24 protein-coding genes are annotated in these 24,579 nt (G+C 63.9%); 14 read left to right on the top strand and 10 right to left on the bottom strand.

The genetic code is table 11. From position 1 onward, the window contains the following. Positions 1–22 precede the first annotated feature (22 nt). The 5 genes from K4A76_RS10950 (at position 23) to K4A76_RS10970 (ending at position 5,433) form a co-directional block, all read left to right on the top strand. Positions 23–1,399, top strand: coding sequence for a sensor histidine kinase (locus K4A76_RS10950; RefSeq protein ID WP_274412285.1), 1,377 nt, complete (start codon positions 23–25; stop codon positions 1,397–1,399). Positions 1,400–1,410: 11 nt separating this feature from the next. Continuing rightward, entirely contained in the window at positions 1,411–2,043 is a 633-nt protein-coding gene (locus tag K4A76_RS10955) for a response regulator transcription factor (RefSeq protein ID WP_009686668.1), read from the top strand. A gap of 161 nt (positions 2,044–2,204) precedes the next feature. Further along, positions 2,205–2,678 carry a MarR family winged helix-turn-helix transcriptional regulator gene (locus tag K4A76_RS10960; protein WP_009686669.1) on the top strand — a complete coding sequence of 158 codons (474 nt, stop codon included), beginning with the start codon at positions 2,205–2,207 and terminating at the stop codon, positions 2,676–2,678. A gap of 29 nt (positions 2,679–2,707) precedes the next feature. Beyond that, positions 2,708–3,901, top strand: coding sequence for an HlyD family secretion protein (locus tag K4A76_RS10965; RefSeq protein WP_274412159.1), 1,194 nt, complete (start codon positions 2,708–2,710; stop codon positions 3,899–3,901). Next, on the top strand, positions 3,898–5,433 hold the full coding sequence (locus K4A76_RS10970) for a DHA2 family efflux MFS transporter permease subunit (RefSeq protein WP_009686671.1): 1,536 nt from the start codon (positions 3,898–3,900) through the stop codon (positions 5,431–5,433). Before K4A76_RS10965 ends, K4A76_RS10970 begins: the two co-directional genes overlap by 4 nt. 104 nt (positions 5,434–5,537) lie before the next feature. Here the strand turns inward: K4A76_RS10970 and K4A76_RS10975 are convergent, their stop codons facing one another. From K4A76_RS10975 to K4A76_RS10990, 4 genes are all read right to left on the bottom strand, one after another. After that, entirely contained in the window at positions 5,538–7,160 is a 1,623-nt protein-coding gene (locus tag K4A76_RS10975; protein ID WP_274412286.1) for a PAS domain-containing sensor histidine kinase, read from the bottom strand. 487 nt (positions 7,161–7,647) lie between these two features. Further along, positions 7,648–9,057, bottom strand: coding sequence for a GntR family transcriptional regulator MpaR (gene mapR / locus K4A76_RS10980; RefSeq protein ID WP_110679817.1), 1,410 nt, complete (start codon positions 9,055–9,057; stop codon positions 7,648–7,650). A gap of 50 nt (positions 9,058–9,107) precedes the next feature. Next, on the bottom strand, positions 9,108–10,511 hold the full coding sequence (ccoG, locus tag K4A76_RS10985; RefSeq protein WP_274412160.1) for a cytochrome c oxidase accessory protein CcoG: 1,404 nt from the start codon (positions 10,509–10,511) through the stop codon (positions 9,108–9,110). Positions 10,512–10,631: 120 nt separating this feature from the next. Continuing rightward, positions 10,632–10,871: a DUF3203 family protein gene (locus K4A76_RS10990; protein ID WP_029886493.1), complete on the bottom strand. Its 240-nt coding sequence runs from the start codon at positions 10,869–10,871 to the stop codon at positions 10,632–10,634. Positions 10,872–11,058: 187 nt separating this feature from the next. Here K4A76_RS10990 and K4A76_RS10995 point away from each other — a divergent pair, with 187 nt between their 5' ends. Beyond that, a complete protein-coding gene (locus K4A76_RS10995; RefSeq protein WP_009686678.1) occupies positions 11,059–11,577 on the top strand; it encodes an MgtC/SapB family protein in 519 nt (172 codons plus the stop codon). Positions 11,578–12,107: 530 nt separating this feature from the next. On the opposite strand, the gene K4A76_RS11000 is transcribed toward K4A76_RS10995, so the two are convergent. The 3 genes from K4A76_RS11000 to K4A76_RS11010 all read right to left on the bottom strand — a co-directional run bounded on the left by K4A76_RS11000 (position 12,108) and on the right by K4A76_RS11010 (position 14,412). After that, positions 12,108–13,007, bottom strand: coding sequence for a hydroxymethylglutaryl-CoA lyase (locus tag K4A76_RS11000; RefSeq protein ID WP_029886492.1), 900 nt, complete (start codon positions 13,005–13,007; stop codon positions 12,108–12,110). A gap of 19 nt (positions 13,008–13,026) precedes the next feature. Further along, complete coding sequence (locus tag K4A76_RS11005; protein WP_009686680.1) at positions 13,027–13,425, bottom strand: MerR family transcriptional regulator; 399 nt, start codon at positions 13,423–13,425, stop codon at positions 13,027–13,029. Positions 13,426–13,533: 108 nt separating this feature from the next. Next, positions 13,534–14,412 carry a helix-turn-helix domain-containing protein gene (locus K4A76_RS11010; protein WP_274412161.1) on the bottom strand — a complete coding sequence of 293 codons (879 nt, stop codon included), beginning with the start codon at positions 14,410–14,412 and terminating at the stop codon, positions 13,534–13,536. Positions 14,413–14,584: 172 nt separating this feature from the next. On the opposite strand from K4A76_RS11010, the gene pobA reads away from it, so the two are divergent. The 4 genes from pobA (at position 14,585) to sodC (ending at position 19,258) form a co-directional block, all read left to right on the top strand. After that, positions 14,585–15,772, top strand: a complete 1,188-nt coding sequence (gene pobA, locus K4A76_RS11015; protein WP_274412162.1) for a 4-hydroxybenzoate 3-monooxygenase — start codon at positions 14,585–14,587, stop codon at positions 15,770–15,772. Between the two features lie 115 nt (positions 15,773–15,887). Beyond that, entirely contained in the window at positions 15,888–17,678 is a 1,791-nt protein-coding gene (ggt, locus tag K4A76_RS11020; protein WP_274412163.1) for a gamma-glutamyltransferase, read from the top strand. A 69-nt stretch (positions 17,679–17,747) separates the two neighbouring features. Next, the gene (locus K4A76_RS11025; protein ID WP_009686685.1) at positions 17,748–18,629 is read left to right on the top strand and encodes a LysR substrate-binding domain-containing protein; all 882 of its coding nucleotides are present in this window, start codon (positions 17,748–17,750) and stop codon (positions 18,627–18,629) included. 113 nt (positions 18,630–18,742) lie between these two features. After that, entirely contained in the window at positions 18,743–19,258 is a 516-nt protein-coding gene (sodC, locus tag K4A76_RS11030; RefSeq protein WP_009686686.1) for a superoxide dismutase family protein, read from the top strand. A 101-nt stretch (positions 19,259–19,359) separates the two neighbouring features. Here the strand turns inward: sodC and K4A76_RS11035 are convergent, their stop codons facing one another. Next, on the bottom strand, positions 19,360–20,196 hold the full coding sequence (locus tag K4A76_RS11035) for a bifunctional allantoicase/(S)-ureidoglycine aminohydrolase (RefSeq protein WP_029886486.1): 837 nt from the start codon (positions 20,194–20,196) through the stop codon (positions 19,360–19,362). A gap of 237 nt (positions 20,197–20,433) precedes the next feature. Between K4A76_RS11035 and K4A76_RS11040 the strand changes: the two genes are divergently transcribed. Both K4A76_RS11040 and K4A76_RS11045 read left to right on the top strand, forming a co-directional pair. After that, positions 20,434–21,312, top strand: coding sequence for a hypothetical protein (locus tag K4A76_RS11040; protein WP_274412164.1), 879 nt, complete (start codon positions 20,434–20,436; stop codon positions 21,310–21,312). A gap of 77 nt (positions 21,313–21,389) precedes the next feature. Further along, entirely contained in the window at positions 21,390–22,073 is a 684-nt protein-coding gene (locus K4A76_RS11045; RefSeq protein WP_029886484.1) for a TetR/AcrR family transcriptional regulator, read from the top strand. Between the two features lie 16 nt (positions 22,074–22,089). Here the strand turns inward: K4A76_RS11045 and K4A76_RS11050 are convergent, their stop codons facing one another. Then, a complete protein-coding gene (locus tag K4A76_RS11050) occupies positions 22,090–23,097 on the bottom strand; it encodes a GlxA family transcriptional regulator (RefSeq protein WP_274412165.1) in 1,008 nt (335 codons plus the stop codon). Between the two features lie 181 nt (positions 23,098–23,278). Here K4A76_RS11050 and K4A76_RS11055 point away from each other — a divergent pair, with 181 nt between their 5' ends. After that, complete coding sequence (locus K4A76_RS11055) at positions 23,279–23,749, top strand: FAD/FMN-containing dehydrogenase (RefSeq protein ID WP_236184425.1); 471 nt, start codon at positions 23,279–23,281, stop codon at positions 23,747–23,749. Between the two features lie 89 nt (positions 23,750–23,838). Further along, positions 23,839–24,051 carry a PLDc N-terminal domain-containing protein gene (locus K4A76_RS11060; protein ID WP_009686692.1) on the top strand — a complete coding sequence of 71 codons (213 nt, stop codon included), beginning with the start codon at positions 23,839–23,841 and terminating at the stop codon, positions 24,049–24,051. 86 nt (positions 24,052–24,137) lie between these two features. Here K4A76_RS11060 and K4A76_RS11065 read toward each other — a convergent pair whose 3' ends face one another. Beyond that, the gene (locus K4A76_RS11065; protein ID WP_274412166.1) at positions 24,138–24,449 is read right to left on the bottom strand and encodes a hypothetical protein; all 312 of its coding nucleotides are present in this window, start codon (positions 24,447–24,449) and stop codon (positions 24,138–24,140) included. Between the last annotated feature and the right edge of the window lie 130 nt (positions 24,450–24,579).

The following is a 24,579-nucleotide window of genomic DNA, read 5'->3' on the forward strand; positions in this document are numbered from 1 at the left end:
ACCTGCCGCCTGCCTGCTGGCCATGGACCCACAACCGAGCCTGCTGCTGGCCGCCGATGCCAGCGTGGTGGCGCTGAACCCGGCCTTGCAGGCCTGGGTTGCCGAGGGGCCTACGTTGCGTGCTTGGCTACCGGCCAACTGTGCGGCGCTGGTCCGCGCCTGCCTGCGCCAGCACCGCGCAATCAGCGACGTGGAGGTACAGGTCGGTGCGCGCACCGTGCTCTGGACCTTCATGCCGGACGACCAGGGCCAGCAGGTGCTGGGCCGCTGCCGTGACGCCAGCGAGGAGCGCCAGGGGGCACGCGAAGCCAGCCGTGCCAGGCGCCTGTACCGGTTGATCATCGAGAACACCACCGACCTGATTTCGCGGCACAGCCCCGATGGCCGTTTTCTCGATGCCTCACCGGCCGCCCACCGTCTGTTGGGCCTTTGGCCTGAGCAACTGCGTGGCAGGCTGGTGCATGGCCTGCTGCACCCGCGGGAGCGCCGCCAGGTGCTGCGCCAGGCCGCCGCTGCACTGGACCAGGACGGCTACCACACCATGACTTGCCGGGTGCGCCAGGCCAGCGGGGGCTACCGTTGGTTCGAGATCGCCAGCCGGGCGATCCGCGAAACCTACACGGGCGCGGTGGTGGAGGTGGTCAGCGTGTCTCGCGACATCACCTTGCGAATCGAAGCCCAGGAGAGCCTGGCGCACAGCGCGCGGCTGGCCACCCTGGGTGAACTGGCTTCGGGCATTGCCCATGAGCTCAACCAGCCGCTGGCTGCCGTGGTCAACTATGCCAACGCCAGTCAGCGCTACCTGCACAGCCTGGGGCGTGACCCACAGGCCCTGGAGCGGGTGGGGCAGGGCCTGCAGCGTATCAGCGAGCAGGCTACCCATGCCGCCGAAGTGATCCGCCGCCTGCGCGCGTTCCTGCGCAAGGGGCCGCGGCGCCTGCAGGCGCTGGACGTGGCTGAAGTGGCTGGCGAAGCCATGCGCCTGTGCGCCTGGGAGGCCGCCCGTGACCAGGTGCAGATCGAGCTACGCGTCAGCGCGCAACTGCCTTCGGTGTACGCCGACCGGGTGCTGTTGGAGCAGGTGCTGCTCAACTTGCTGCGCAATGCCATAGAGGCCAACCGTGAACACCACGGCGAGCGGCCATCGCATATCCTGCTTGGCGCAACGCGGGATGGCGACGGCGTGCTGGTCGAAGTCGCCGACCAGGGCACAGGGGTCGCGCCTGAACGCCTGGACGCGATTTTTACGCCGTTCACCACCAGCAAGGCGGATGGCCTGGGCCTGGGGTTGAGCATGAGCCGCAGCCTGATCGAAGGCTTCGGCGGCAGCCTGTGGGCGCGGGTGGGAGACAACGGTGGTCTGGTATTGTGCTGCCGGCTGGTGGTCAGCAGGCGCTAAGGGGAGCTGCGGTGCAAGCAAAAGTCTATGTGGTCGATGACGACCAGGGGATGCGTGATTCGACCGTCTGGTTGCTGCAGTCGGTAGGCCTGCAGGCGTTGCCATTTGCCACCGGGCAGGCGTTTCTGGAGGCGTGCGTCGACGACGGGCCTGCCTGCGTGCTCCTGGATGTGCGCATGCCGGGGCTCGGTGGCCTTGCCGTGCAGCAGGCCATGCACGCGCGTGGGCTGGCCCTGCCGGTGGTGTTCGTCAGCGGGCATGCCGATGTGCCCATCGTGGTACGGGCGTTCAAGGCGGGCGCCTGTGACTTCATCGAAAAGCCCTACAACGATCAGTTGCTGCTCGACAGTGTGCAGGCCGCACTGGAGCGCGCGGGGCGGGTACGCCAGGGCGATCAGGCGCTGGCGCAGGTGCAGGCGCGTATCGACAGCCTCACACCGCGAGAGCGTGACGTGTTTGTGCCGTTGGCCCAAGGGCTGAGCAACCGTGAAATCGCCGAACGCCTGGGCATCAGTGTGAAAACCGTCGACCTTTACCGCGGCCGGGTAATGAAGCGGCTCCAGGCGGCCAGCCTGGCAGAGCTGGTGGGCATGGCCATAGCCTGCGGGGCGGTCGAAGCGTTGGGGCTGCGGGCTCGGCAGTAGCAACGCGGGTGGCGCCCTGGCCAAGGGCGGAGCATGCGCAGGCCATGACCGTGGGTACCGAACGGACTGAATGATGAAATTTTGCATAGCAAGCTAATCAAGGCTTTGACATTCACTGCCTAGGCAGTAATATTTTCACACAACTCCCCGAGCGGTTATCGATGGCCCATTTTTCCCCCGAAAACTTCCAGAGCTGCGCCATTGGCATGCTGCTGGGGCGCGCGGCGATCCTCAAGGACCGCATCCTCGACTGGCACCTGGAGTCGGAGGGCGTGACCGCCGCCCAGTTCAAGGTGTTGATCATCGTCACCCAGTACCAGGTGGATACGCCGGCCGAACTGTGTCGCTACCTCGGGCTGGACAGCGGTTCGATGACCCGCATGCTCGACCGCCTCGAGCAGAAGGAGCTGATCGTGCGTAACCGCTGCGCCGACGACCGGCGCCAGGTGCGCCTGGCGCTGACGGCCGATGGCCAGCGCCTGGCCGACCGCCTGCCGGAAATCGGCGCTGCCGCCATGAACGAACTGTGCGGCGTGCTGGCCCCAGAAGAGTTGCAGACCCTTGAAGGCCTGTTGGCCAAGGTCCTGCTCAATGCCGGCGACCCCTTGACGGTGCGCCGCTTCGGCGACCGTTGAACCCTGTCACGAATTTTCAAGGTATTGTCATGGCCACTTCCACAGACACCCCGACACCCTCCGCAGCGCCCGAGCCGTCGCGCAAGCGCAAGGCCTGGCTGCTTGGCCTGCTGTTGCTGCTGGTGCTTGCCGGCATCGGCACCTGGGCCTGGTACAGCCTGGTCGGCCGCTGGTATGAAAGCACCGACGACGCCTACGTCAATGGCAACGTGGTGGAGATCACCCCCTTGATCACCGGCACTGTGACCAGCATTGGCGCCGATGACGGCGACCTGGTGCATGCCGGCCAGGTGCTGCTGCAGTTCGACCCGGCCGACAGCCAGGTGGCCCTGCAGTCGGCCGAAGCCAACCTGGCGCGCACCGTGCGCCAGGTGCGCGGGCTGTACAGCAATGTCGACTCGCTCAAGGCCCAGCTGGCGACCCGCCAGGCCGAACTGCGCAAGGCGCAGCAGGACTTCAACCGGCGCAAGGTGCTGGCCGACATCGGTGCCATCGCTGCCGAGGAGCTGTCCCACGCCCGCGATGACCTGAGCGTGGCCCAGGCCGCGGTCAACAGCGCCCGCCAGCAACTGAGCACCAGCAGTGCCCTGGTCGACGACACCGTGGTGTCTTCGCACCCTGAGGTCATGGCGGCTGCAGCCGACCTGCGCCAGGCTTACCTCGACCACGCGCGCACTACCTTGGTGGCGCCGGTCACCGGGTATGTTGCCAAGCGGACCGTGCAGTTGGGCCAGCGCCTGCAGCCGGGCACCGCGACCATGGCGGTGATCCCGCTGGACCAGGTATGGATCGACGCCAACTTCAAGGAAACCCAGTTGCGCGACATGCGGATTGGCCAGCCGGTAGAGATCAGTGCTGACCTTTACGGCAGCGCAGTGACGTACAGCGGTACGGTCGACAGCCTCGGCGCAGGCACCGGCAGCGCCTTCGCCCTGCTACCGGCGCAGAACGCCACGGGCAACTGGATCAAGATCGTGCAGCGGGTGCCCGTGCGTATTCACCTGAACCCCGAGCAACTCAAGGACCACCCGCTGCGTATCGGCCTGTCCACCGTGGTCGAGGTCAACCTGCACGACCAGAGCGGCCCGACCCTTGCCCAGCAACCGCCGCAGAAGGCCAGCTATACCACTGAGGTTTATGACCGCCAGCTGGGCGAAGCCGATACCCTGATTGCCAAGCTGATCCACGAAAACAGCGCCCCTGGCAAGACGGCGCAGCGATGAGCGATAACGCCGCAGCGCAGTTCACCCCGCCGAGCCTGCTGCTGACCACCATCGGCCTGTCGCTGGCCACGTTCATGCAGGTGCTCGACACCACCATTGCCAACGTGGCCTTGCCGACCATTTCCGGCAACCTGGGCGTCAGCTACGAGCAGGGCACCTGGGTCATCACGTCATTCGCGGTGAGCAATGCCATTGCCTTGCCGCTCACCGGCTGGCTGAGCCGGCGTTTTGGTGAGGTGAAGCTGTTCATCTGGGCCACGTTGCTGTTCGTGCTGGCCTCGTTCCTGTGTGGTATCGCCCAGTCCATGCCGGAGCTGGTCGGCTTTCGCGTGCTGCAGGGGGTGGTGGCCGGGCCGCTGTATCCCATGACCCAGACCCTGCTGATTGCCGTCTACCCGCCGGCGAAACGGGGGATGGCCCTGGCGCTGCTGGCGATGGTCACGGTGGTGGCGCCGATTGCCGGGCCGATTTTGGGTGGCTGGATCACCGACAGCTACAGCTGGCCATGGATCTTCTTCATCAACGTGCCGATCGGCCTGTTCGCTGCTGCGGTGGTGCGCCAGCAAATGCGCACCCGGCCGGTGGTGACCAGCCGCCAGCCGATGGACTACATCGGCCTGCTGACACTGATTATCGGCGTGGGTGCGTTGCAGGTGGTGCTGGACAAGGGTAACGACCTGGACTGGTTCGAGTCGTCGTTCATCATCGCCGGTAGCCTGATATCGGTGGTGTTCCTGGCGGTGTTCGTGATCTGGGAGCTGACCGACCGCCACCCGGTGGTGAACCTGCGGCTGTTCGTGCACCGCAATTTTCGCGTAGGCACCCTGGTGCTGGTCGGGGGGTATGCCGGGTTCTTCGGTATCAACCTGATCCTGCCGCAGTGGTTGCAGACGCAAATGGGCTACACCGCCACTTGGGCTGGCCTGGCGGTGGCGCCGATCGGCTTGCTGCCGGTGATCATGTCACCGTTCGTGGGCAAGTACGCGCACCGCTTCGACCTGCGCGTGCTGGCGGGGCTGGCGTTCCTGGCAATCGGGGGCAGCTGCTACATGCGCGCTGGGTTCACCAGCGAGGTGGATTTCCAGCATGTGGCACTGGTGCAGTTGTTCATGGGGATCGGGGTCGCGTTGTTCTTCATGCCGACCTTGAGCATCCTGCTGTCCGACCTGCCCCCGCAGCAGATCGCCGACGGCTCGGGGCTGGCCACCTTCCTGCGGACCTTGGGCGGCAGCTTTGCGGCGTCGTTGACCACCTGGATCTGGATTCGCCGGGCGGACCAGCATCATGCTTACCTGAGCGAGAACATCAGCCAGTTCGACCCGACCACGCGGCATACCCTCGAACAGCTGGGCGGGGCCAATCCGCAGAGTTATGCGCAGCTTGAGCAGATACTCAACGGGCAGGCCTACATGATGTCCACGGTGGACTACTTCACCCTGATGACCTGGGTGTTCGCCGGGTTGATCCTGTTGGTGTGGTTCGCCAAGCCACCGTTCACCGCCAAGGCGGGGCCGGCGTCGGCGGGGCATTGACGCCGTTCTGCAGGTTGGCACGCGGTGGCGGCTGACACTTGCGCCTCCCTCTTATGCCACCGGCAGGTTCATCGACCTGGGCGGCGGGCGCTGAGCCGTGCCGCTCAGCGTGACAACGGCGTGCCGGCCAGCATCCGCGTGACCAGGTCGCTGAGCTGTGCCAGCTCGAAGGGCTTGTGCAGGACCGCGAAACGGTGTGCTGTGGGCAGCTCCGGTTGCTCGCTGGTATAGCCGGTGATGAACACCACCGGCGTGGTTTCCGGCAGGCTGTTGCCCAGTGGCTGACCATCCAGCCCCCCAGGCAGGCCGATATCGGTGATCAACAAGTCCGGCTGCAGGCCGCCCTGCAGTGCGGCCACGGCGTGTTGACCATCGACGAATGCATGCACGTCGTGGCCTTGCTCCTGCAGAATTTCGCTGATGACCAGGCGCATGGTTTGCTGGTTCTCCACCAGCATGATCAGGTTGGCCGTTCTGGCAGGCAGGGGCGGCGGGGGGTGTTGCAACGCGCGCGGCGCTGCCACCTGGGCGTCGTCCTTGGGCAGGTAGATATCGATGCAGGTTCCTTTACCCGGCACACTGTCGATTTGCAACTGGCCCCTGGATTGCCGGATGAAGCCGTAGACAATTGACAGCCCCAGCCCAGAACCCTGGCCAAGCGGCTTGGTGGTGAAGAACGGTTCCGATGCCCGCTGCATCACGTTGGCAGGCATGCCGATGCCCGAGTCGCTGACGCTGATCCGTACATAGTCGCCACACGGCAGGTCCAGGCTGAGGGCCTGCTCGTGGGTCAATGTCTGGTTGGCACTGCCAATGCACAGCGTGCCGCCTGAGGGCATGGCATCGCGGGCATTGATGCACAGGTTGAGCAGGGAGCTCTCCAGTTGCGACAGGTCGACGCGTACCGGCCACGCACCCGGCTGGGTCTGGTCGTTGAAATGAATGCCCCCATGCAGCGAGTTGATGATCAGTTCGCGCATGCCGGCCAGCAGCTGATGCACATCCACCGTTTGGGGCGTCAGCACCTGTTGGCGGGCAAATGCCAATAGTCGCTGTACCACCGCCGCGGCCCGTTGGGCGTCCTGGCGGGCCGCGCCAAGCAACCGCGCAGCTTCGGGGTAGCGCTGTTCATCCTGGCGTTGAATGGCGCTTTCCAGGGCAGCCAGGATGCTGCCCAGGAAATTGTTGAAGTCGTGGGCAATACCGCCGGTCAACTGACCGACCGCTTCCATCTTCTGCGACTGGACCAGGGCAGTTTCAATCTTGCGCAGGCGCTGCTGTTCGTTGATGCGCTCGGTGATGTCGTAGGCGAACAAGTAGCCACCCTGAATCATCAAGCGGTTATCACGCAACGGGTTGTAGCGGATTTCGTAGTGCCGCAGTGCTTCAGACGGCCCCACGGCAATGTTATCGACGAAGGCCTCGCCCGCCAGAATGCGCGGCCAGACCGGTGCCAGCTGGCTCATGATATCGGGCTGGCGCGCCAGCAACTGCGGAATGTGGTCGCCAACCTGGGGGACAAACCCGCGCAGGCGCAGGAACGTTTCCTGCGCTGTGCGATTGATGGCCAGCAGCCTGAGGTTGCAGTCGGCAGCAAATACATTGGCCAGGCTGTGGTCGACCAATTCCCCCAGCAGCTTGTTGTTTGCGTCTGCCTGGTCGACACGTTCGGTCAGTTGCTGATTGATTGCCTGCAGCCGGTGCACGCTGACTTGCGCGGCTGGCATGCCGGTAAAGATCACGGCCACCCGTTTCTCGCTGGCAGGCTCCAGCCGGTGCACCGACAGGCTCAACCAGCGATCGGTCGCGGCCAGCCGTTCCTCGAACTGCAACGCACGGCCGCTGCGCGCCACTTCGGCGAAGCGGGGCAGCCAGGTATCGACTTCGTTCGGGATCAGTTCACGGGCGGTCTGGCCCATCTGCTTGGCATGGGCAGTGTGACGAAGGCAGGCCTCATTGCTGAGGATGTAGCGGTAGTCATGGACCTGCCCGTTATCGTCCTCCAGCAGCTCCAGTACACAAAACCCCTCTTCCATGTGCTGGAGCAAGACGTCCTGGCAGGCCGCTTTCAGGCGCAGCTCAGCAACCTGGGCCTCCAGTTCGAGCACCTTGTCGTGAAGTGCCTGTGTGCGAGAAGCGGCATCGTCCTGAACCACGCTGAGCTCCCTCGGTAATGGATCGCACTACTATAGTTACCCTGATTGCCATTTGCCTTCAAAATGACCGAATGATCCGCCCCAGGGTTTCCATGGCTTGTTCGGCGGCGGCGTTCCAGGGGCTGCCGTAGTTCAGGCGAATGCAGTTGCCGAAGCGTCGGGTGGGTGAAAAGATCGGCCCGGGGGCGATGCTGATGCCTTGAGCCAGGGCCATGTGGAACAGTTTGAGGGCGTCCATTTGCTCGGGCAGCTCCAGCCACAGAAAGTAACCCCCGGAGGGCTGGCTGACCCGCGTCTGGGCCGGGAAGTACCGGGCGATAGCGGCGAGCATGTTGGCCTGTTGGCCTTCCAGTGCGTAGCGCAGTTTGCGCAGGTGGCGATCGTAGCCGCCGTGCTGCAGGTAGTCGGCGATGGCGGCCTGGGCAGGCATCGAGGCACACAGGGACGTCATCAACTTCAGCCGCTCGATTTTCTGCGCGTAACGCCCGGCCGCGACCCAGCCAATGCGGTAGCCAGGGGCCAGGCTCTTGGCGAACGAGCCGCAGTGCATCACCAGCCCCTGGGTGTCGAACGCCTTGGCCGGCTTGGGTGCCTGCTGCGCGTAGTACAGCTCGGCGTAAACGTCGTCCTCGATCAGGGGCACCTGGTGCCGTGCCAGCAGTTGTACCAGTGCCTGCTTGTTCGCCTCTGGCATGCTGGCGCCGACCGGGTTCTGGAAGTTGGTCATGCACCACACGGCTTTGACCGGGTGCTTGTCCAGGGTTTGCGCGAGCACGTCCAGGTCCATGCCCTGGCGCGGGTGCACCGGGATTTCCACTGCCTTGAGCTTGAGCCGCTCCAGCACCTGCAGGCAGGCATAGAACGCGGGCGCTTCGATGGCGACCAGGTCGCCCGGCTGGGTGACCGCCTGCAGGCACAGGTTCAACGCCTCCAGGGCGCCGTTGGTGATCAGCAGTTCCTCCATGGGCAGCATCAGCCCGCCAACCATGTAGCGCAGCGCGATCTGGCGGCGCAGTTGCGGGTTGCCGGGTGACAGGTCGGTCACCACCATGCGCGGGTCCATGCTGCGGCTGGCGCTGGCCAGCGAGCGCGACAGGCGTTGCAGCGGGAACAGCTCGGGGCTGGGGAAGGCGGAGCCGAACGCCACGGTGTTGGGGTCCTTGATCGAGTCGAGGATGGAGAACACCAGCGCACTGACGTCGACATCGGTGGACTCGCTGGCCGGCTGTAGCGGCTGCGGCTCGCAGAACTGGCGTGGCGCGTGGGCGTTGACGAAGTACCCCGAGCGTGGCCTGGCGCGAATCAGCCCGCGCCGTTCCAGCAGGTAATAGGCCTGGAACACCGTGGACGGGCTAACCCCGTGCGTCTGGCTGGCGTAGCGCACCGAGGGCACCCGCTGGCCGGGGCCGAGCACCCCGGAGCGGATCAGTTCGGCAATATCGTCGGCGAAGCGTTCGTAGCGTTTCATTCTGGCCTTCTGTCGAAGCCTGGCAGGCAAGGTGGTTGCAGTGTAAGGGATCAGCGGTTCATGGGGGCGACGAAGCGGCTGTGGGCCACGCTGCGTATGGCGGGGTCGTCACGTTCGCTGATGACAAAACTGAGTGTCTGCGAACTGCTGGTCGGCCGCTCGGCGAGCATTGCCACCGACACCGGCAGTTCGCTCATTTCGCCTGCGGCGATGACCAGTGCGGTGTCGCCCTGCAAGGTGAAGCCATCGGCATCCTGCAGGCGCAGCAGGTAGTGTTGGGTGCGCTCGGTCTTGTTGATGACCTTGAGCAGGTAGATGTTCTCGATCTGGCCCTGGGCGTTTTCGCGGAACAGGCCGCGGTCCTTGATCACATCCAGCGACACCATCGGGCGCAGCTGCAAGGCCAGCACCAGCGCTGCCAGCATGACCACCAGCGCAGTGGCATAGCCCAGCAGGCGTGGCCGCAGCCAGTGGGTGGAGCCGCCTTGCAGGCTGTGTTCGGACTTGTAGCCAATCAGCCCGCGGGCATAGCCCATTTTGTCCATGACCCCGTCGCAGGCATCGATGCACGCCGCGCAACCGATGCAGGCCATCTGCAAACCGTCGCGGATGTCGATGCCGGTGGGGCAGACCTGCACACACAGGGTACAGTCGATGCAGTCGCCCAAACCTTGGGCGCGAGCATCGCTGCCTTTTCTGCGCGGGCCACGGGCCTCGCCACGGCGTGGGTCATAGGCAACTGCCAGGGTGTCCTTGTCGAACATCACGCTCTGGAACCGCGCATACGGGCACATGTGCAGGCACACTGCCTCGCGCAGCAGGCCTGCATTGATGTAGGTGGCCGCGGTGAAGAACAGTACCCAGAACAACGCTACGCCGCCCAATTGCAAGGTCAGCAGTTCTGCAGCCAGCGGGCGGATCGGGGTGAAATAGCCCACGAAGGTCAGCCCTGTGGCCACGCCAATGGCCAGCCACAGGCAGTGCTTGGCCGTGCGCCGGGCCAGTTTGTTAAGGCCCCAAGGGGCGGCGGCCAGCCTGATGCGCTTATTGCGGTCGCCCTCGGTCACTTTCTCGCACCACATGAACAGCCACGTCCAGGTACTTTGTGGGCAGCTGTAGCCGCACCACACCCGGCCGGCGTAAACGGTCGCGGCGAACAGGCCGAAGGCACAGATGATCAGCAGCGCCGACAGCAGAATGAAATCCTGGGGCCAGAAGGTCGAGCCGAAGATGTGGAACTTGCTGTTGGCCAGGTCCCACAGCACGGCCTGGCGGCCGTTCCAGTCGAGCCAGGCGGTGCCGAAGAACAGCAAGAAAAGCGCGCCAGCGAAACCCATGCGCAGGTTGCGGTACAGCCCGGTGAAGCTGCGGGTGTGAATGCCGCTGTCCGTGCGGCGCGGTTTGACGCTGGCAGGGGCGGTGTCGATCTCTGTGCAAAGGATTCTGTCATTCATGGGTGGGTGCTCATCAGGCCTCGATCAGGCATGAGCACTATGGCGCCGAAACTGTTAGCAGCACAGGTTCAGATTTAGCGCCAAAAACCATAGCAGATAGTGCGCAGGAGTCGCCGGCCCCTAGATTACCGAGCCTGGAGTGCTGGCCTTCAGGTGCCTGCGGCTATCCACCGCACCTGCTACGGTCAAGGCGTCGGCCTCGGCTTCGGTGATGGGCACGCGTTGACCGCCGTGCAGCGCCACCGACATGCGCAACTGTTCGTCGGTAATGATTTCGATATCCGGGCCAGCACACTCGATACGCAGGTTTTCACCCGTCAAGGTGCAACGGCGGGTGGCTTCATCGATTTCAACGGGCATGGTCAGGCCTCCTGGGCGGGTTACAGGGTGGACCGCGAGGGGGGCGGGGTCGTTGCATCGGCGGGCTGAGTGGCACTTTGCACGGCGGCTGGCGGTCAGTGTCTATACACAGCAAGCCCGGCTGCTTGCAGGCACACCCCGCGCACTGCCGGGCAGGTAGCACAATGCTCAGCATGGGAACCAGGCAATGGAGCTGATCTGGCAGGTAATACAGGCAGAATTCGCCGATGTGACCGACGCGAGTGAGGTCACGCGCATTCTTTTACGGCTGTTGATGGCAGCGGTGCTTGGTGCAGTACTGGGGTTCGAGCGCGAACACAGGGGCAAGTCGGCGGGCGTACGCACGCACATGCTGGTGTCGCTGGGGGCCGCGCTGTTCGTGCTGGCACCGAGCATGGCCGGGGCCGATGCACAAGCCCTGAGCCGGGTGATACAGGGTATCGTCGCCGGTATCGGCTTTCTGGGTGCGGGCACCATCCTCAAAGGCAACGGCAAGGACACCAGCCATGTGAAGGGGCTGACCACGGCCGCAGGTCTGTGGATGACCGCTGCCATTGGTACGGCCGCTGGCATGGGCCGCGAAGCCACAGCGCTGATCAGCACGGTGCTGGCCCTGCTGGTGCTGGCCACAATGCCGGTGCTGGTGGACAAGTTCGAGGGGGAAAACGAGGATAAACAGAAGGAGGAAGAGGGCAGGAAGCACTGAGGGGAGCCGAAGCTCCCCTCAAAGCGTTGTTGCCTGCTCTTTTTTTATTATTGGGACTGGCCTGTTGTTGTTTTTGTCGGCGTGTCCTGGTGTTGCGGGCGACCCCCATGCGGGGTCAAGAGCAAACGTATTTTTTTGAGCGCTGACCTGCTTTCATCATTGCTGATCCGAACCTGGCTGCTGCTACCTCGAGGTAGTTTTGTTGTTCTGTGCCAGACCGCGGGGCGGGCCCCTGAAAAGACTGCCTACTCCAAAAAAATCTGCTTGCTGCGCCTCTGCCGTGTTGTTCTTGTTATGTCAGAGCCGTTATCTGTTGTTTTTATTGGGTGTCGCATTTTTTTTGTTGTTGTACGAAAGATATAGCAGGCAGCGTGCCAACTTTTGAATATTCTTTAGAATCAAGCAGTTAGCGGATTTTGAAAAAAATGCAGGGCCCGAATTTTTGTCGATTTGTTTCCCTGTTACCCGATTTTTCGCTGTGGAATGGGGGGCGGTAACACTCACCCACACCTCTGTGACACCTTCATGACCTACTGCGCCATGCGCGCCCGCGCCACCCGTGAACCGTTGCTGCGGCCCAGTACCTGGCTGATGCGCTGCCCAGCGGCAATCAGCCGGTCCAGGTCGATGCCGGTTTCGATGCCCAGCCCCTGCAACAGGTAAAGCACATCCTCGCTGGCGATATTGCCGGTGGCGCCCTTGGCATACGGGCAACCGCCCAGGCCGGCGACCGAGCTGTCGAACACATTGATGCCTTCGAGCAGGCTGGCGTAGACATTGGCCAGGGCCTGGCCATACGTGTCATGGAAGTGCCCGGCCAGTTGCTCGCGTGGCACCTGCGCCGACACCACCTCGAACAGGCGCCGGGTGTCGCCGGCGGTGCCAGTGCCGATGGTGTCGCCCAGCGATACCTCGTAGCAGCCCATGTCGCGCAGCTCGCGGGCAATCGGTGCCACCTGCTCGGCGCTGACCTTGCCCTCGTAGGGGCAGCCCAGCACGCACGACACATAGCCACGCACCCGCACACCGTGGCTGCGGGCAGCTGCCATGATCGGTTCGAAGCGCTTGAGGCTGTCGCTGACCGAGCAGTTGATGTTGCGCTGCGAGAACGCTTCGGTGGCCGCGGCGAACACTGCCACTTCCTTTACCCCTGCGGCCAGTGCGTCTTCAAAACCGCGCAGGTTCGGTGCCAGCGCTGCATAGGTAACGCCTGGGCGCTGCTGGATGCCGGCAAACACTTCGGCCGAGCCGGCCATTTGCGGGACCCACTTGGGCGACACGAAACTGCCCACTTCAATGTAGGCCAGGCCCGCTTCGGTGAGGTCGTCTACCAGGCGCACCTTGGCGCTGACGCTGATGGGTTGGGCTTCGTTCTGCAGGCCGTCGCGGGGGCCGACTTCGACCAGGCGCACGTGGTTGGGCAGGGACATGGTGGTTTTCCTGTGGCGTTCAGCGGTTGTCGGTGTTGTTGAGGGTGGCGGCCAGTGCTTGCTCGCAGCGTTCTTGGGCCGTGTCCAGCTCCAGTTGCATCTGGTGAATGTCGAGCAGTTGCTGTTCCAGCTGGGCGCGGCGTTCGGCGATTTTCGCCAGCATGCTGTTGAGCTGTTTGAGGTTGCCGCTGGTGGGGTCGTACAGCTCAATCAGCTCGCGGCACTCGGCCAGGGAAAAGCCGATACGCTTGCCACGCAGGATGAGCTTCAGGCTGACCTTGTCGCGCGCCGAATAGATACGTTCCAGGCCCCGGCGCTCTGGGCTCAACAGGCCCTGTTCCTCGTAGAAGCGGATGGCGCGGGTGGTGATGTCCAGTTCGCGGGACAGGTCGGAGATGCTGTAGGTCTGCGTGCTCATGCTGGGGCTCGGGCGGAAGTATCCGGGTATCCTGAGGCCAGCTTGACGTAAACGTCAAGCAAGCGCGAGCGTGGGCATGGCCTGCGGACCTGGGGCCAGGCAGGCCGGTCATTCAGGCTGCACTGCCCGCCGATACGCATTGGGCGTTTGCCCACTCAGGCGCTTGAACCAGCGGGCAAAGTAGGTGGGGTCGCTGAACCCCAGGCTATCGGACAACTGGCCGATGCTCATGCGTGTATAAACCAGGCTGCGCCGCGCCTCGAGCAACAGGCGCTGGTGCACCACCTGCAACGCCGTCTGCCCGCTCAGCGCCCGGCACAGCTGGTTCAACTGCAGGCTCTGCACATTCAGCCGTGCGGCGAATGCCTCTATCGACAAGTGCTCGCGGTAGTGCGCTTCGACCAGGCGCAAATACTGCCCCAGCAACTGGCGGTCGCGTTCATCGCGCGTGCGCGGGGCCTGCCCAAGCTGCTGACGGCGGCTGATCCACACCATCAGGGCGGTCACCAACGCCTCCAGCATGGCGGCCCGCGATGGGGCGTTGCTCTGGTATTCCTGCTGCAAGGTCTCGATCAGGCTGCGCAGGTGCGCGCGATCCCGGCCCAGCGGGTAGCTTACCGGCTTGGACAACACCGCCAGCGGTGCGCCCAGGCGCTGCTCAAGGTTGGCCACCAGCGCGGCGCCAAAAGTGAGCACGTGGCCCTGGATGTCGGCACTGAAGCGAAAGCCATGCACGGTCAGGGGGGGCACCACCTGGATCGCGGCTTCGCTTATGGCAGTGCGGTTGCCCTCGATTTCCACCTGGGCCTGCCCGCGTTGCACGTACAGCAATTGAAACAGCTCGGCATGTTGGTGGGGCTTGATCTCCCAGTGGTGCAGGCGGCTGCGTGCGGGGATCGGCTCACAGTGCAGCAGGTCGGTACCAGGCCAGGCCTGGTTTTCCCCATACAACTTGAACAGCGGAACGCCGGGGAGGGTGGATTTCATCAGCTTTGGCCTGTCCGTTAATCGAACGTTTTTTGTAAAAGTGCAGGTTTTGCATGGAATAGCACAGCTCAGTTGCGGGTTTTGCCCGTAAAAATGCAAAGGCAAACCCTAACAGCAGATGCCGCGCCACCGCCAGTGCAGGGCCGGTATCGTTCCAACAGAGACAACAACAATGAAAACTCAGGTTGCAATCATTGGCGCGGGCCCGTCGGGCCTGCTGCTGGGTCAACTGCTGCATAACGCCGGTATCGACACGGTGATCGTCGAGCGCCAGACCGCCGAGTACGTGCTGGGCCGCATCCGCGCCGGGGTGCTGGAGCAGGGCACGGTCGACCTGCTGCGCGAGGCCGGTGTGGCCGAACGTATGGACCGCGAAGGCCTGGTGCACGAAGGTGTCGAGCTGCTGGTTGGCGGGCGCCGCCAGCGCCTGGATCTCAAGGCCCTGACCGGCGGCAAGACGGTGATGGTCTATGGCCAGACCGAAGTTACCCGTGACCTGATGCTGGCCCGTGAAGCCAGCGGGGCCCCCATCTTCTATTCGGCCAGCAATGTTCAGCCGCATGAGCTCAAGGGCGAGAAGCCCTACCTGACCTTTGATAAAGACGGTCAGGTCCAGCGCCTGGATTGCGATTACATTGCTGGGTGTGACGGCTTCCATGGGGTTTCCCGGCAGAGCATTCCCGAGGGTGTGCTCAAACAATACGAACGGGTATACCCCTTCGGCTGGCTGGGCCTGCTGGCGGATACACCGCCGGTCAACCATGAACTGATCTATGCCCACCACGCCCGCGGTTTCGCGCTGTGCAGCCAACGTTCGCAAACCCGCAGTCGCTACTACCTGCAAGTGCCGCTGCAAGACCGTGTCGAGGAGTGGCCCGACGAGCGCTTCTGGGCCGAACTGAAAGCGCGTTTGCCTGCCGAGGTGGCAGCGGACCTGGTCACAGGCCCGGCCCTGGAGAAGAGCATCGCGCCGCTGCGCAGCCTGGTGGTGGAACCGATGCAGTATGGCCACCTGTTCCTGGTCGGTGATGCCGCGCATATCGTGCCGCCAACCGGGGCCAAGGGGTTGAACCTGGCAGCCTCGGACGTCAACTACCTGTACCGGATTTTGCTCAAGGTGTACCGCGAGGGGCGTACCGAGCTGTTGCAGCAGTATTCGCCCCTGGCCCTGCGCCGGGTATGGAAGGGCGAGCGTTTCAGCTGGTTCATGACCCAACTGCTGCACGACTTCGGCAGCCACAAGGACGCCTGGGACCAGAAGATGCAAGAGGCTGATCGCGAGTACTTCCTGACCTCGCCGGCAGGTTTGCTGAACATTGCCGAAAACTATGTGGGCCTGCCGTTCGAAGAGGTGGTTTGAGGCTGCCGCCTCCCGCTGACGAGGCCGGGAGCCAGGAAAATCGCGCAAAAGCTTGAACTCGGGTTTGGCCATGACCCACAGTGGCGGGCTGAATGGGTGAAGCAGGAAGCACGCGATGACATTTTCCAAGCCACTGCTCGTGGCCCTGTGGCTGCTGGCTGCCAGCGGGGCGGCGAAGGCCGAGCAGGTGCTGCCAGTTGCACCGGAACTGGCTTCCGGGTACCGCACCGGCCTGCAGCCGGTGCACGCCAGCCGGCACATGGTGGCCGCTGCCAACCCGCTGGCCAGCGAAGCGGGGCGGGCGATACTGCGGGCCGGTGGCAGCGCCATCGACGCTGCCATCGCCATGCAAATGGTGCTGACCCTGGTCGAGCCGCAGTCCAGTGGCATTGGCGGCGGGGCTTTCATCCTGTATTGGGATGGCGAGCGCGTGCAGGCATTCGACGGCCGCGAGGCAGCCCCGGCGGGGGTCACGGAACAACTGTTCCTGCAGGCCGATGGTAAGCCGATGCCGTTCCGGCAGGCGCAGATCGGTGGCCGCTCGGTGGGGGTGCCGGGTGTGCTGCGGGCGTTGCAGGTGGCCCACCAGCGCTATGGCAAGCTGCCCTGGCGCGACCTGTTTGCGCCGGCCATCGCGTTGGCCCGCAGCGGCTTTGCGGTTTCCCCGCGCTTGCACACGTTGATAGCCGGTGACCCGTTCATTGCCCAGTCACCGGCCATGGCGCGTTATTTTCTGGATGAACAGGGCAGGCCCTTGCCAGTGGGGGCTACCCTGCGCAACCCGGCGCTTGCCCAAACCCTGGAGCTGATCGCTGCGCACGGCGCCGATGTGTTCTATAGCGGTGAGATTGCCCAGGCCATCGTGACCCAGGTGCGCAGCCATGCCAATCCCGGTTACCTGTCGCTGCAGGACTTGCAGCTGTACCAGGCCAGGGAGCGCGAGCCGGTATGCGGCCCGTACAAGGCCTGGCAAATTTGCGGCGTGCCGCCGCCGTCTTCCGGCGGGGTAACGGTGTTGCAGACCCTGGGCATCCTTGAAGCCGCTCAACGGGCCGTGCCTGCGCATGACCTGGCTGGGTTGCGGCCGCAGCCCACTTCATCCCCAGCGGGTATTGAAGCAGCGCCAATGGCCGTGCACCTGGTCGCCGAGGCCGAGCGCCTGGCCTATGCCGACCGCGCCCAGTACCTGGCAGACAGCGATTATGTGCCCGTGCCGGCCAAGGCCCTCACCCACCCGGCCTACCTGGCCAGCCGCGCCGCCTTGATCGGGGCACACAGCATGAGGCGTGCGCGCCCAGGCCAGCCGCCTGGTGTCGACCTGGCCCTGGCACCAGACCGCTCGCCCCTGCGCATTTCTACCTCGCACCTGAGCGCAGTGGATGACAGCGGTCATGCCCTGGCCATGACCACCTCGGTCGAGGCCGCGTTCGGCGCGCACGTGATGGTCAGAGGCTTCCTGCTCAACAACACCCTGACCGACTTTTCGTTCATCGCGCAGGAGCGTGGCCGGCCTGTGGCCAACCGGGTACAACCTGGCAAGCGGCCGCTGTCGGCCATGGCGCCGACCCTGGTATTTTCCCGCGCTAGCGGGGAGCTGGTGGCCAGCCTGGGTTCGCCGGGGGGCTCACAGATCATCGGTTACGTGAACAAGGCACTGCTCGGCCTGCTGGATTGGCAACTGGACCCGCAGCAGGCTGCCGGCCTGCCCAATTTCGGCAGCCGCAATGCCGGCACGGAAGTGGAGGCAGGGCTGGCCAGCCCGGCACTGGTCCGCCAGTTGGCGGCCTGGGGCCACGAGGTCACGCCAATGACCATGACCAGCGGCATGCAGATCATCCAGCGCACCGCTGACGGCTGGGCTGGAGGGGCCGATCCGCGGCGCGAAGGGGTCGCCCTCGGCGACTGAGCAGGGCGTTGCAGGGCCTGGGATAGCGTGATAGAAGTCTGTCTTGTCATTCATTAGTTGAATACCAAGATGTCCAATAGCGCGAAATCGAATAGGGCCCTGTTCGACCTTGACCTGTTGCGCGCCACGGTGGTGGTGGCCGACTGCGGCAGTTTCACCACCGCGGCCGCGCGCCTGCATTCCACCCAGTCGACCATCAGCCAGAAGGTTCGCCGCCTGGAGGACATGGTTGGCCACCGGTTACTGGTACGCGGCAACCGCGACGTGCTGCCAACCGACGCCGGGCAGACCCTGCTGGGCTATGCCCGGCATATGCTGGCGCTGAACGACCAGATGCTCGAAGCCTTGGCCGGGGCCATGGTCGGCACCACCGTGCGCCTGGGTGTGCCGGAAGACTTCGTCGGCGGGCGGACCACCAATGCGCTGGCGGCGTTCAGCCGCCTGCACCCGCAGGTAAAGCTGGAGGTGACCAGCGGCCTGTGCCGCGACCTCAGCCAGGCCTACGACAACGGTGAGCTCGACCTGGTGCTGCTCAAGCAGCGGCGCAACACCCGCGAGGGCGTGGCATGCTGGCCAGAGCGCCTGCAGTGGATCGACAGTGCCCGCGCGCCGGCGTTCGAGCTGGACCCGATTCCGCTGGTGACCTTTCCGCCACGCGGCCTGTACCGCGAAGACATGATCAATGCCATCGAGGGCATGGGCCGGCGCTGGCGTATCAGCTTCACCAGTTCCAGCCTCAGTGGCATCCAGGCGGCCGTGGCCGATGGCATGGGCGTCAGTTTGCTCCCGCCGCGCGCGGCGACAGGCGAGCACCGGGTGCTGGGCGAGGGGCAGGGGCTGCCGGAGATCGATAGCTATGAAATCGTCATTGTTCACCGGCCGACCGCTGACATCATGGTCAAGGCCTTGGCCGAGGTGATGACTCAATTGCTGGCCGGGGGCGGCATCTAGCCCAACGAGAAAAGTGTTTCAGGCTGTGGCGGGGCGGAATGACTGGCAGGGCCGTGCAGTCCCACCGTTAACGTGGGCAGTACGCCCAGCAACCCAAGCCATGGAGACGCACTATGAAAACAGCTGCATTTGTCGCTTTACTGGCCAGCGCCGGGTTGGCCCAGGCGGCCGAAACGGTCGAACTCAAGCTGGCCGGCCCCGACGGCCCTGGCAAGTCCATTGGCACTATCAGCATCGAGCAGAACAAATATGGCACGTTGCTCACCCCCGACCTGAAGGACCTGCCGCCAGGCGTGCACGGCTTCCACCTCCACCAGAACGCCTCGTGCGCACCGGCGCAAGAAGGCGGCAAGCCTGTGCCAGCGGGCGCTGCGGGCGGGCACTGGGACCCGGATTCCAGCAACGCCCACAAAGGCCCCTATGATGACAGCGGTCATCGCGGCGACTTGCCGGCGCTGTATGTGGGGGCTGATGGCAAGGCCACCTATCCGGTCCTCGCGCCGCGGCTGAAGGCCACCGATTTCAAAGGCCATGCACTGATGGTGCATGCTGGTGGTGACAACCACAGCGACCACCCCGAGAAGCTGGGTGGCGGTGGAGCCCGGGTGGCCTGCGGGGTCGTGCAGTAAACGCTTGCCCGTGCGCCTGAAACAAGGCCGCCCCTGCAGGTTCACGCAAACCTGCGGGGGCGGCCTTGTGTCGGGAGCAGGGCGCCATGCGCCCCGGTGCCTCAGCGCTTGGGGTTCAGCGTCAGGTGCACGTGACGGTTCACATCCTTGTACAGCAGGTAGCTGAACTTGCCTGGGCCACCTGCGTAGCAGGCTTGCGGGCAGAAGGCGCGCAGCCACATGAAGTCGCCGGCTTCCACTTCGACCCAGTCCTGGTTCAGGCGGTACACCGCCTTGCCTTCCAGCACGTACAGGCCATGCTCCATCACATGGGTTTCCGCGAACGGGATCACGCCGCCGGGCTGGAAGGTGACGATGTTCACATGCATGTCGTGACGCATGTCGGCCATGTCGACGAAGCGGGTAGTGACCCAGCGGCCTTCGGTGCCCGGCATTTCAATGACGGTGGCGTTGTCACGGTGGGTCACGAACGACTCAGGTGCGTCCAGGCCCTCGACTTTCTGGTAGTGCTTGCGCAGCCAGTGGAAGGTGACATTGGCTTTGCTGTTGTTGCGCAGGCTCCACTCGGCGCCTGGCGCCAGGAACGCGTAGCCGCCTGGCACCAGGGTGTGGTGCTTGCCTTCGACGGTGATGTCCAGTTCGCCTTCGACGATGAACACCACCGCCTCGGCATCAGGGTCCAGCTCAGGGCGTTCGCTGCCGCCCTCCGGGGCCACTTCGACGATGTACTGCGAGAAAGTCTCGGCAAAACCGGTCAGTGGGCGGGCGATGACCCACATGCGCATCTTGTCCCAGAATGGCAAGTGGCTGGTGACGATGTCACGCATTACGCCTTTGGGGATGACGGCGTAGGCTTCGGTGAACATGGCACGGTCAGTCAGCAGCTCGGTTTGAGCCGGGTGCCCACCGTGGGGGGCGAAGTACGAATGGTTCGACATGGACAATCTCGACTTGTTGTTCTCTCCCCGTGCCGTGAACCGCACCGGCCGGTGCGGCGCAGGGGATGTGGCGACAGAATAGGGTCGAGCGCGCGCCATGCACAAATTAAATGTTGGAATACCCAGGATTCGATCGCTGAATGCGCGTTCGCACGCAGGGGCTACCGATCAGATGATTCCGACATATTTTTCACATTCCCTTGTTAGGATCCCCCGGCATTTCCAAGGAGCCCCCCTATGCCGTCTATCCTGCGCAAGCGCAGCACCCGAATCGTCTTCACCGCCACCACTGGCCTGCTCGTGGCCACATTGGGCTTTTTCGCCTGGCAAAGCTTCTATCCGGTGCAGGCCGCGGCAGGTTGGAAAGTCGGTGTGCTGCACGGTGACGTGACCAAGGCTGCGTCACTGCTGCCGCAAGCCGATGGCAGCCTGCTGGTCAGCCGCGAGCTGGACGACGGCCGCGGCAGCATCCTCAAGATCGCCGCCGACGGCGCCCGGGTGGTAGTCATCGATAACCTGTCCAAACCCGACGGCATGGTCGCGGCCCAGGGCGGTTGGGTATTCAGCCAGGAGGGCGGTGCCGCGCCCGTCAGCCTGGCCCGCGATGGCAAGGTCACGCCGTTGTTCGATGGCGACAGCGTGCAAGGGCTGTGGAACGACGGCAAGCACCTGTATGCCATCGAAGACCGCAAAGGTAACGGCCGCCTCATGCGCTACGACTGGCAGAGCGGGCAACTGGACGTACTGCGTTCCGGCCTGACAGAAACCGAAGGCCTGACACGCTGTAGGGGCGACCTGTTGTACACCGAAAAAGCCAAGGGCACCGTGCGCGCCCTGGCCGCCGATGGCAGCGACCCGGTGGTGGTCGACGGTTTGCGCAACCCAACGTTCCTGTACTGCGACCAGCGTGGCCTGTGGATCAGCGAGGACAACACGCACCGCGCCCGGCTGCTGCGCATCGCTGCCGACGGCAGCCAGCACACGGTGCTGACGTTTCTCAAGGCGCCCCAGGCTATCATCGCCGACGGCAAGGGCGGTTACCTGCTGGCCGAGGGCGGACGCGACCGTGTCTTGCACCTGACGCCGCCAGCAGAGCCGGTCACGGCCCAGCGCTAGCCGCAACAGCGTGCTTCCCTGCACGGCCGTGCTCACGGATAATCCCCCACATTCCAATAAACAGCCTGTGAGTGGGTATGAGTGATTCCGTAGTCGGCCTTGGCCAGCCTGAAACCGAAGGGGGGCGCAGAACGCGCAAGAACAACCCCGAGAAAACCCGCGAGGATATCCTCCAGGCCGCCATCCACGAATTCGTTCAGCAAGGGCTGGCCGGGGCTCGCGTGGACGCCATCGCTGAACGCACGGCTACGTCCAAGCGCATGATCTACTACTACTTCGGCAGCAAGGAGCAGTTGTATTGCGAATGCCTGGTCAAGCTATACGGCGATATCCGCAAGACCGAGCAAAGCCTGGACCTGGAGTCGCTGCCGGCCGACCAGGCGATCCGCAGGCTGGTGGAGTTCACCTTCGACCACCACGACCGCAATGTCGACTTCGTGCGGATCATCTGCACCGAAAACATCCACTACGGCGAATACGTCAAGCAGTCCCCGGCTATTCGCGAAATGAGCAGCCTGGTGCTCGAAGCCTTGGGCAACACGCTGCGCCGCGGGGTAGAAGAAGGGGTGTTCCGTAGCGGTATCGAGGTGATCGACCTGCACATGCTGATGAGCTCGTTCTGTTTTTACCGGGTGTCCAACCGGCATACCTTTGGCGAGATCTTCCAGATAGACCTGTCGGATGACCAGGTCAAGCTGCGGCACAAGGCGATGATCTGTGATGCGGTGCTGCGCTACATCCAGGTTGGGCAGCGCCCCTGACGCTGCGCCAACCTGCTCAGTCGCCCAACCGCTGCTCACGCGAGGGCGGGTAGCCAAAATACGCCGCATAGCATTTGCTGAAATGTGACACCGAAACAAAGCCGCAAGCCACCGCCACTTCCATCACCGACAGGTCGGAATACTGCAGCAGCCTGCGGCTTTTGGTAATGCGCAGCTCCATGTAGTAACGCCGCGGCGATGTGCCCAGCTGGGCCTGGAACAACCGGTCGATCTGGCGCCGTGAACGCCCGCTGTAGGAGGCCAGCTGGTCGAGGCTGAGGGTTTCCTCGAGGTTGTTCTCCATCAGTTCGACAATGGTACGCAGGTGCAGGCTCATGGACTTCTTGGCCCCCGGCCCGACCTGGCGGTAACGGGCGCCTGAGAACGACAGAATTTCTTCCACGCCTTCGGCCAGGCCGTCACCATACAAGCGCCGCACCAGCCCCAGCATCAGTTCCATGGCGCCGTTCGGGCTGGCGGCACTGAGCCGGTCGCGGTCGAGGGTGAAGCTGGCCGGGGTAATGCGGGTTTGCGGGCTGCGCTCGGACAAACTGGCACGCTGCTCGGGGTGAACGCTGCAGCCATAGTCATCCAGCACCCCGGCGCGCCCCAGGAACCAGGCGCCGTTCCACAAGCCACCCAAGGCCATGCCATGGGCCGCGCAATCACTCAGCAAGCGGTCGAGTACCGGGTATTTCAGCGGCGTACGCAAGCCCCCGCAGATGACCAGCAGGTCCGGTGACTTCAACGCCTTGGGGGACAATTCGGTGGCCACCAGTTCCAGCCCAAGGTCGCTGAGCACGCGGTCGCCGTCCAGCGACAGCGGGGTGAAACTGAAGCTGTCGGCACGCAGCAGGTTGGCCGTGACCAGCACGTCCATGGCCACGGTGAAACTGGCCATGGAGAAGTGTTCGAGCAGCACGAAATCGACTTGATAAGGGGCCTGGGCATCGGCGCTGCTGGCCTTGAGCCGCAGCATGTTGCTGGTACTGGTCTTCTTGCTGAACTGGCGTGGCGTGGGCACTCTGAACTCCGCTTGCTGGCTGGCTCGCAGAGTGTGGCCGGTGGCTGGAGGAAAGACAATCTCCCCGGTGGCGGTGTCGTATTACAGGTCGTGTTCAGGCAACCTGTATGGCTGCAGACTTTCCCACTATGCTTTGCCATAGGCGCTTGCATGAAACGCCTGGCCCTTGAGGAACCTATCGATGAAATACGCCGCTGCCTTGTTGCTCAGCTTGTTGCCATTGCTGGCCACGGCCGTGGAGCCGGGCGAACCGCTCGCGCCCTTTACGTTGCTCGACCAGCATGACCAGGCCTACACCCTGAGCGCGGACACCCGGGTATTACTGGTGGCGCGCGACATGGACGGCGCCAAGTTGGTCAAGGCGGCACTGGCCGACGCGCCCAAAGGTTACCTGGAAGCACGCAAGGCCGTGTTCGTCGCCGACATCCAGCGCATGCCTGCGTTGGTCAGCAAGCTGTTCGCCATCCCGGCCATGCGCGGTTACAGCTATAGGGTGCTGCTCGACCGGGAAGGGCGGGTAGCCAGCCGGTACCCCGGGCAGCAAGGGCAGGTACAGTGGTTGCAGTTGCAAGAAGGCAGATTGGTGAGCCAGCAGGCGTTCACCGATGCCGCGGCATTGAAGGCGGCGCTGGAGCGTGCGCCGCAGCAGTGAGGTGCGTTACCTGCAGGAGTGGTCAAAACAATCTGAACCCTCAGCGTCAATAACAACCCAAGCCATTACACGGCAAAGAGAGAGCGCTTATGGAAGTCGGAACGATCTGGATCATTGTCGCAGCCTTGGTCATCCTCATGGAAATCTGGGCCATCTGGAACATCATCGGCAGTGAGCGGCGCGCCGAACGCAAGATGTTGTGGGTGGTGTTCGTCGTCTACGCGCCAATCCCCGGCTTGTTGTTCTGGGCCTGGCGCGGCCCGCGCGCCGTAAAAGGCCGGTCCGTACTCGAAGAAAAATGACAGGTACAGGTATCAGGCGCTCGCGCGCCTGATGCCGTCAGCGGTCACTTTCCAGCGGTCACTTTGCAGCGGTCACTTTGCAGCGGTCACTTGGGCAGCACGTTGAAGCGAATGGCGGGGCCGAGGCCGTTCACCATCAGGCAGCCATAGAACTTCACGGTGGACAGCACGCCCAGCGTCTTCAACGCATCGTGTATGAATGCGTGGAATACGCGCTCGGCATCCTTCTGGCGGTCGGCAAGCGTCGCGGCCTCGAGCGTGACCACCCCAAGCAAGGTGGTCTCGATGTGCTGGACGGTTTCCAGGCCGGTTTTCTCGCGAAGGTACGTACGTGCCTTCGCCGCATCTGCCTCATCCCCTTCGACGGTGTAAGCCAACTGAAAATCGAATTTGCTCATGGTTTTGTCCTTGGTTGCGATAAAGCGTCCGTGCCGTGCCGTGCACCTTACCGGCATGCGCAAGTTGTGAAAACGAACGAGGTGTTCAACAATCTCATCTGTTTGTAGGAAACGACCTACTTGACCTCGA

It is taken from the genome of Pseudomonas sp. NEEL19 (genome assembly GCF_028751975.1).
Classification (GTDB): Bacteria; Pseudomonadota; Gammaproteobacteria; order Pseudomonadales; family Pseudomonadaceae; genus Aquipseudomonas; species Aquipseudomonas juntendi.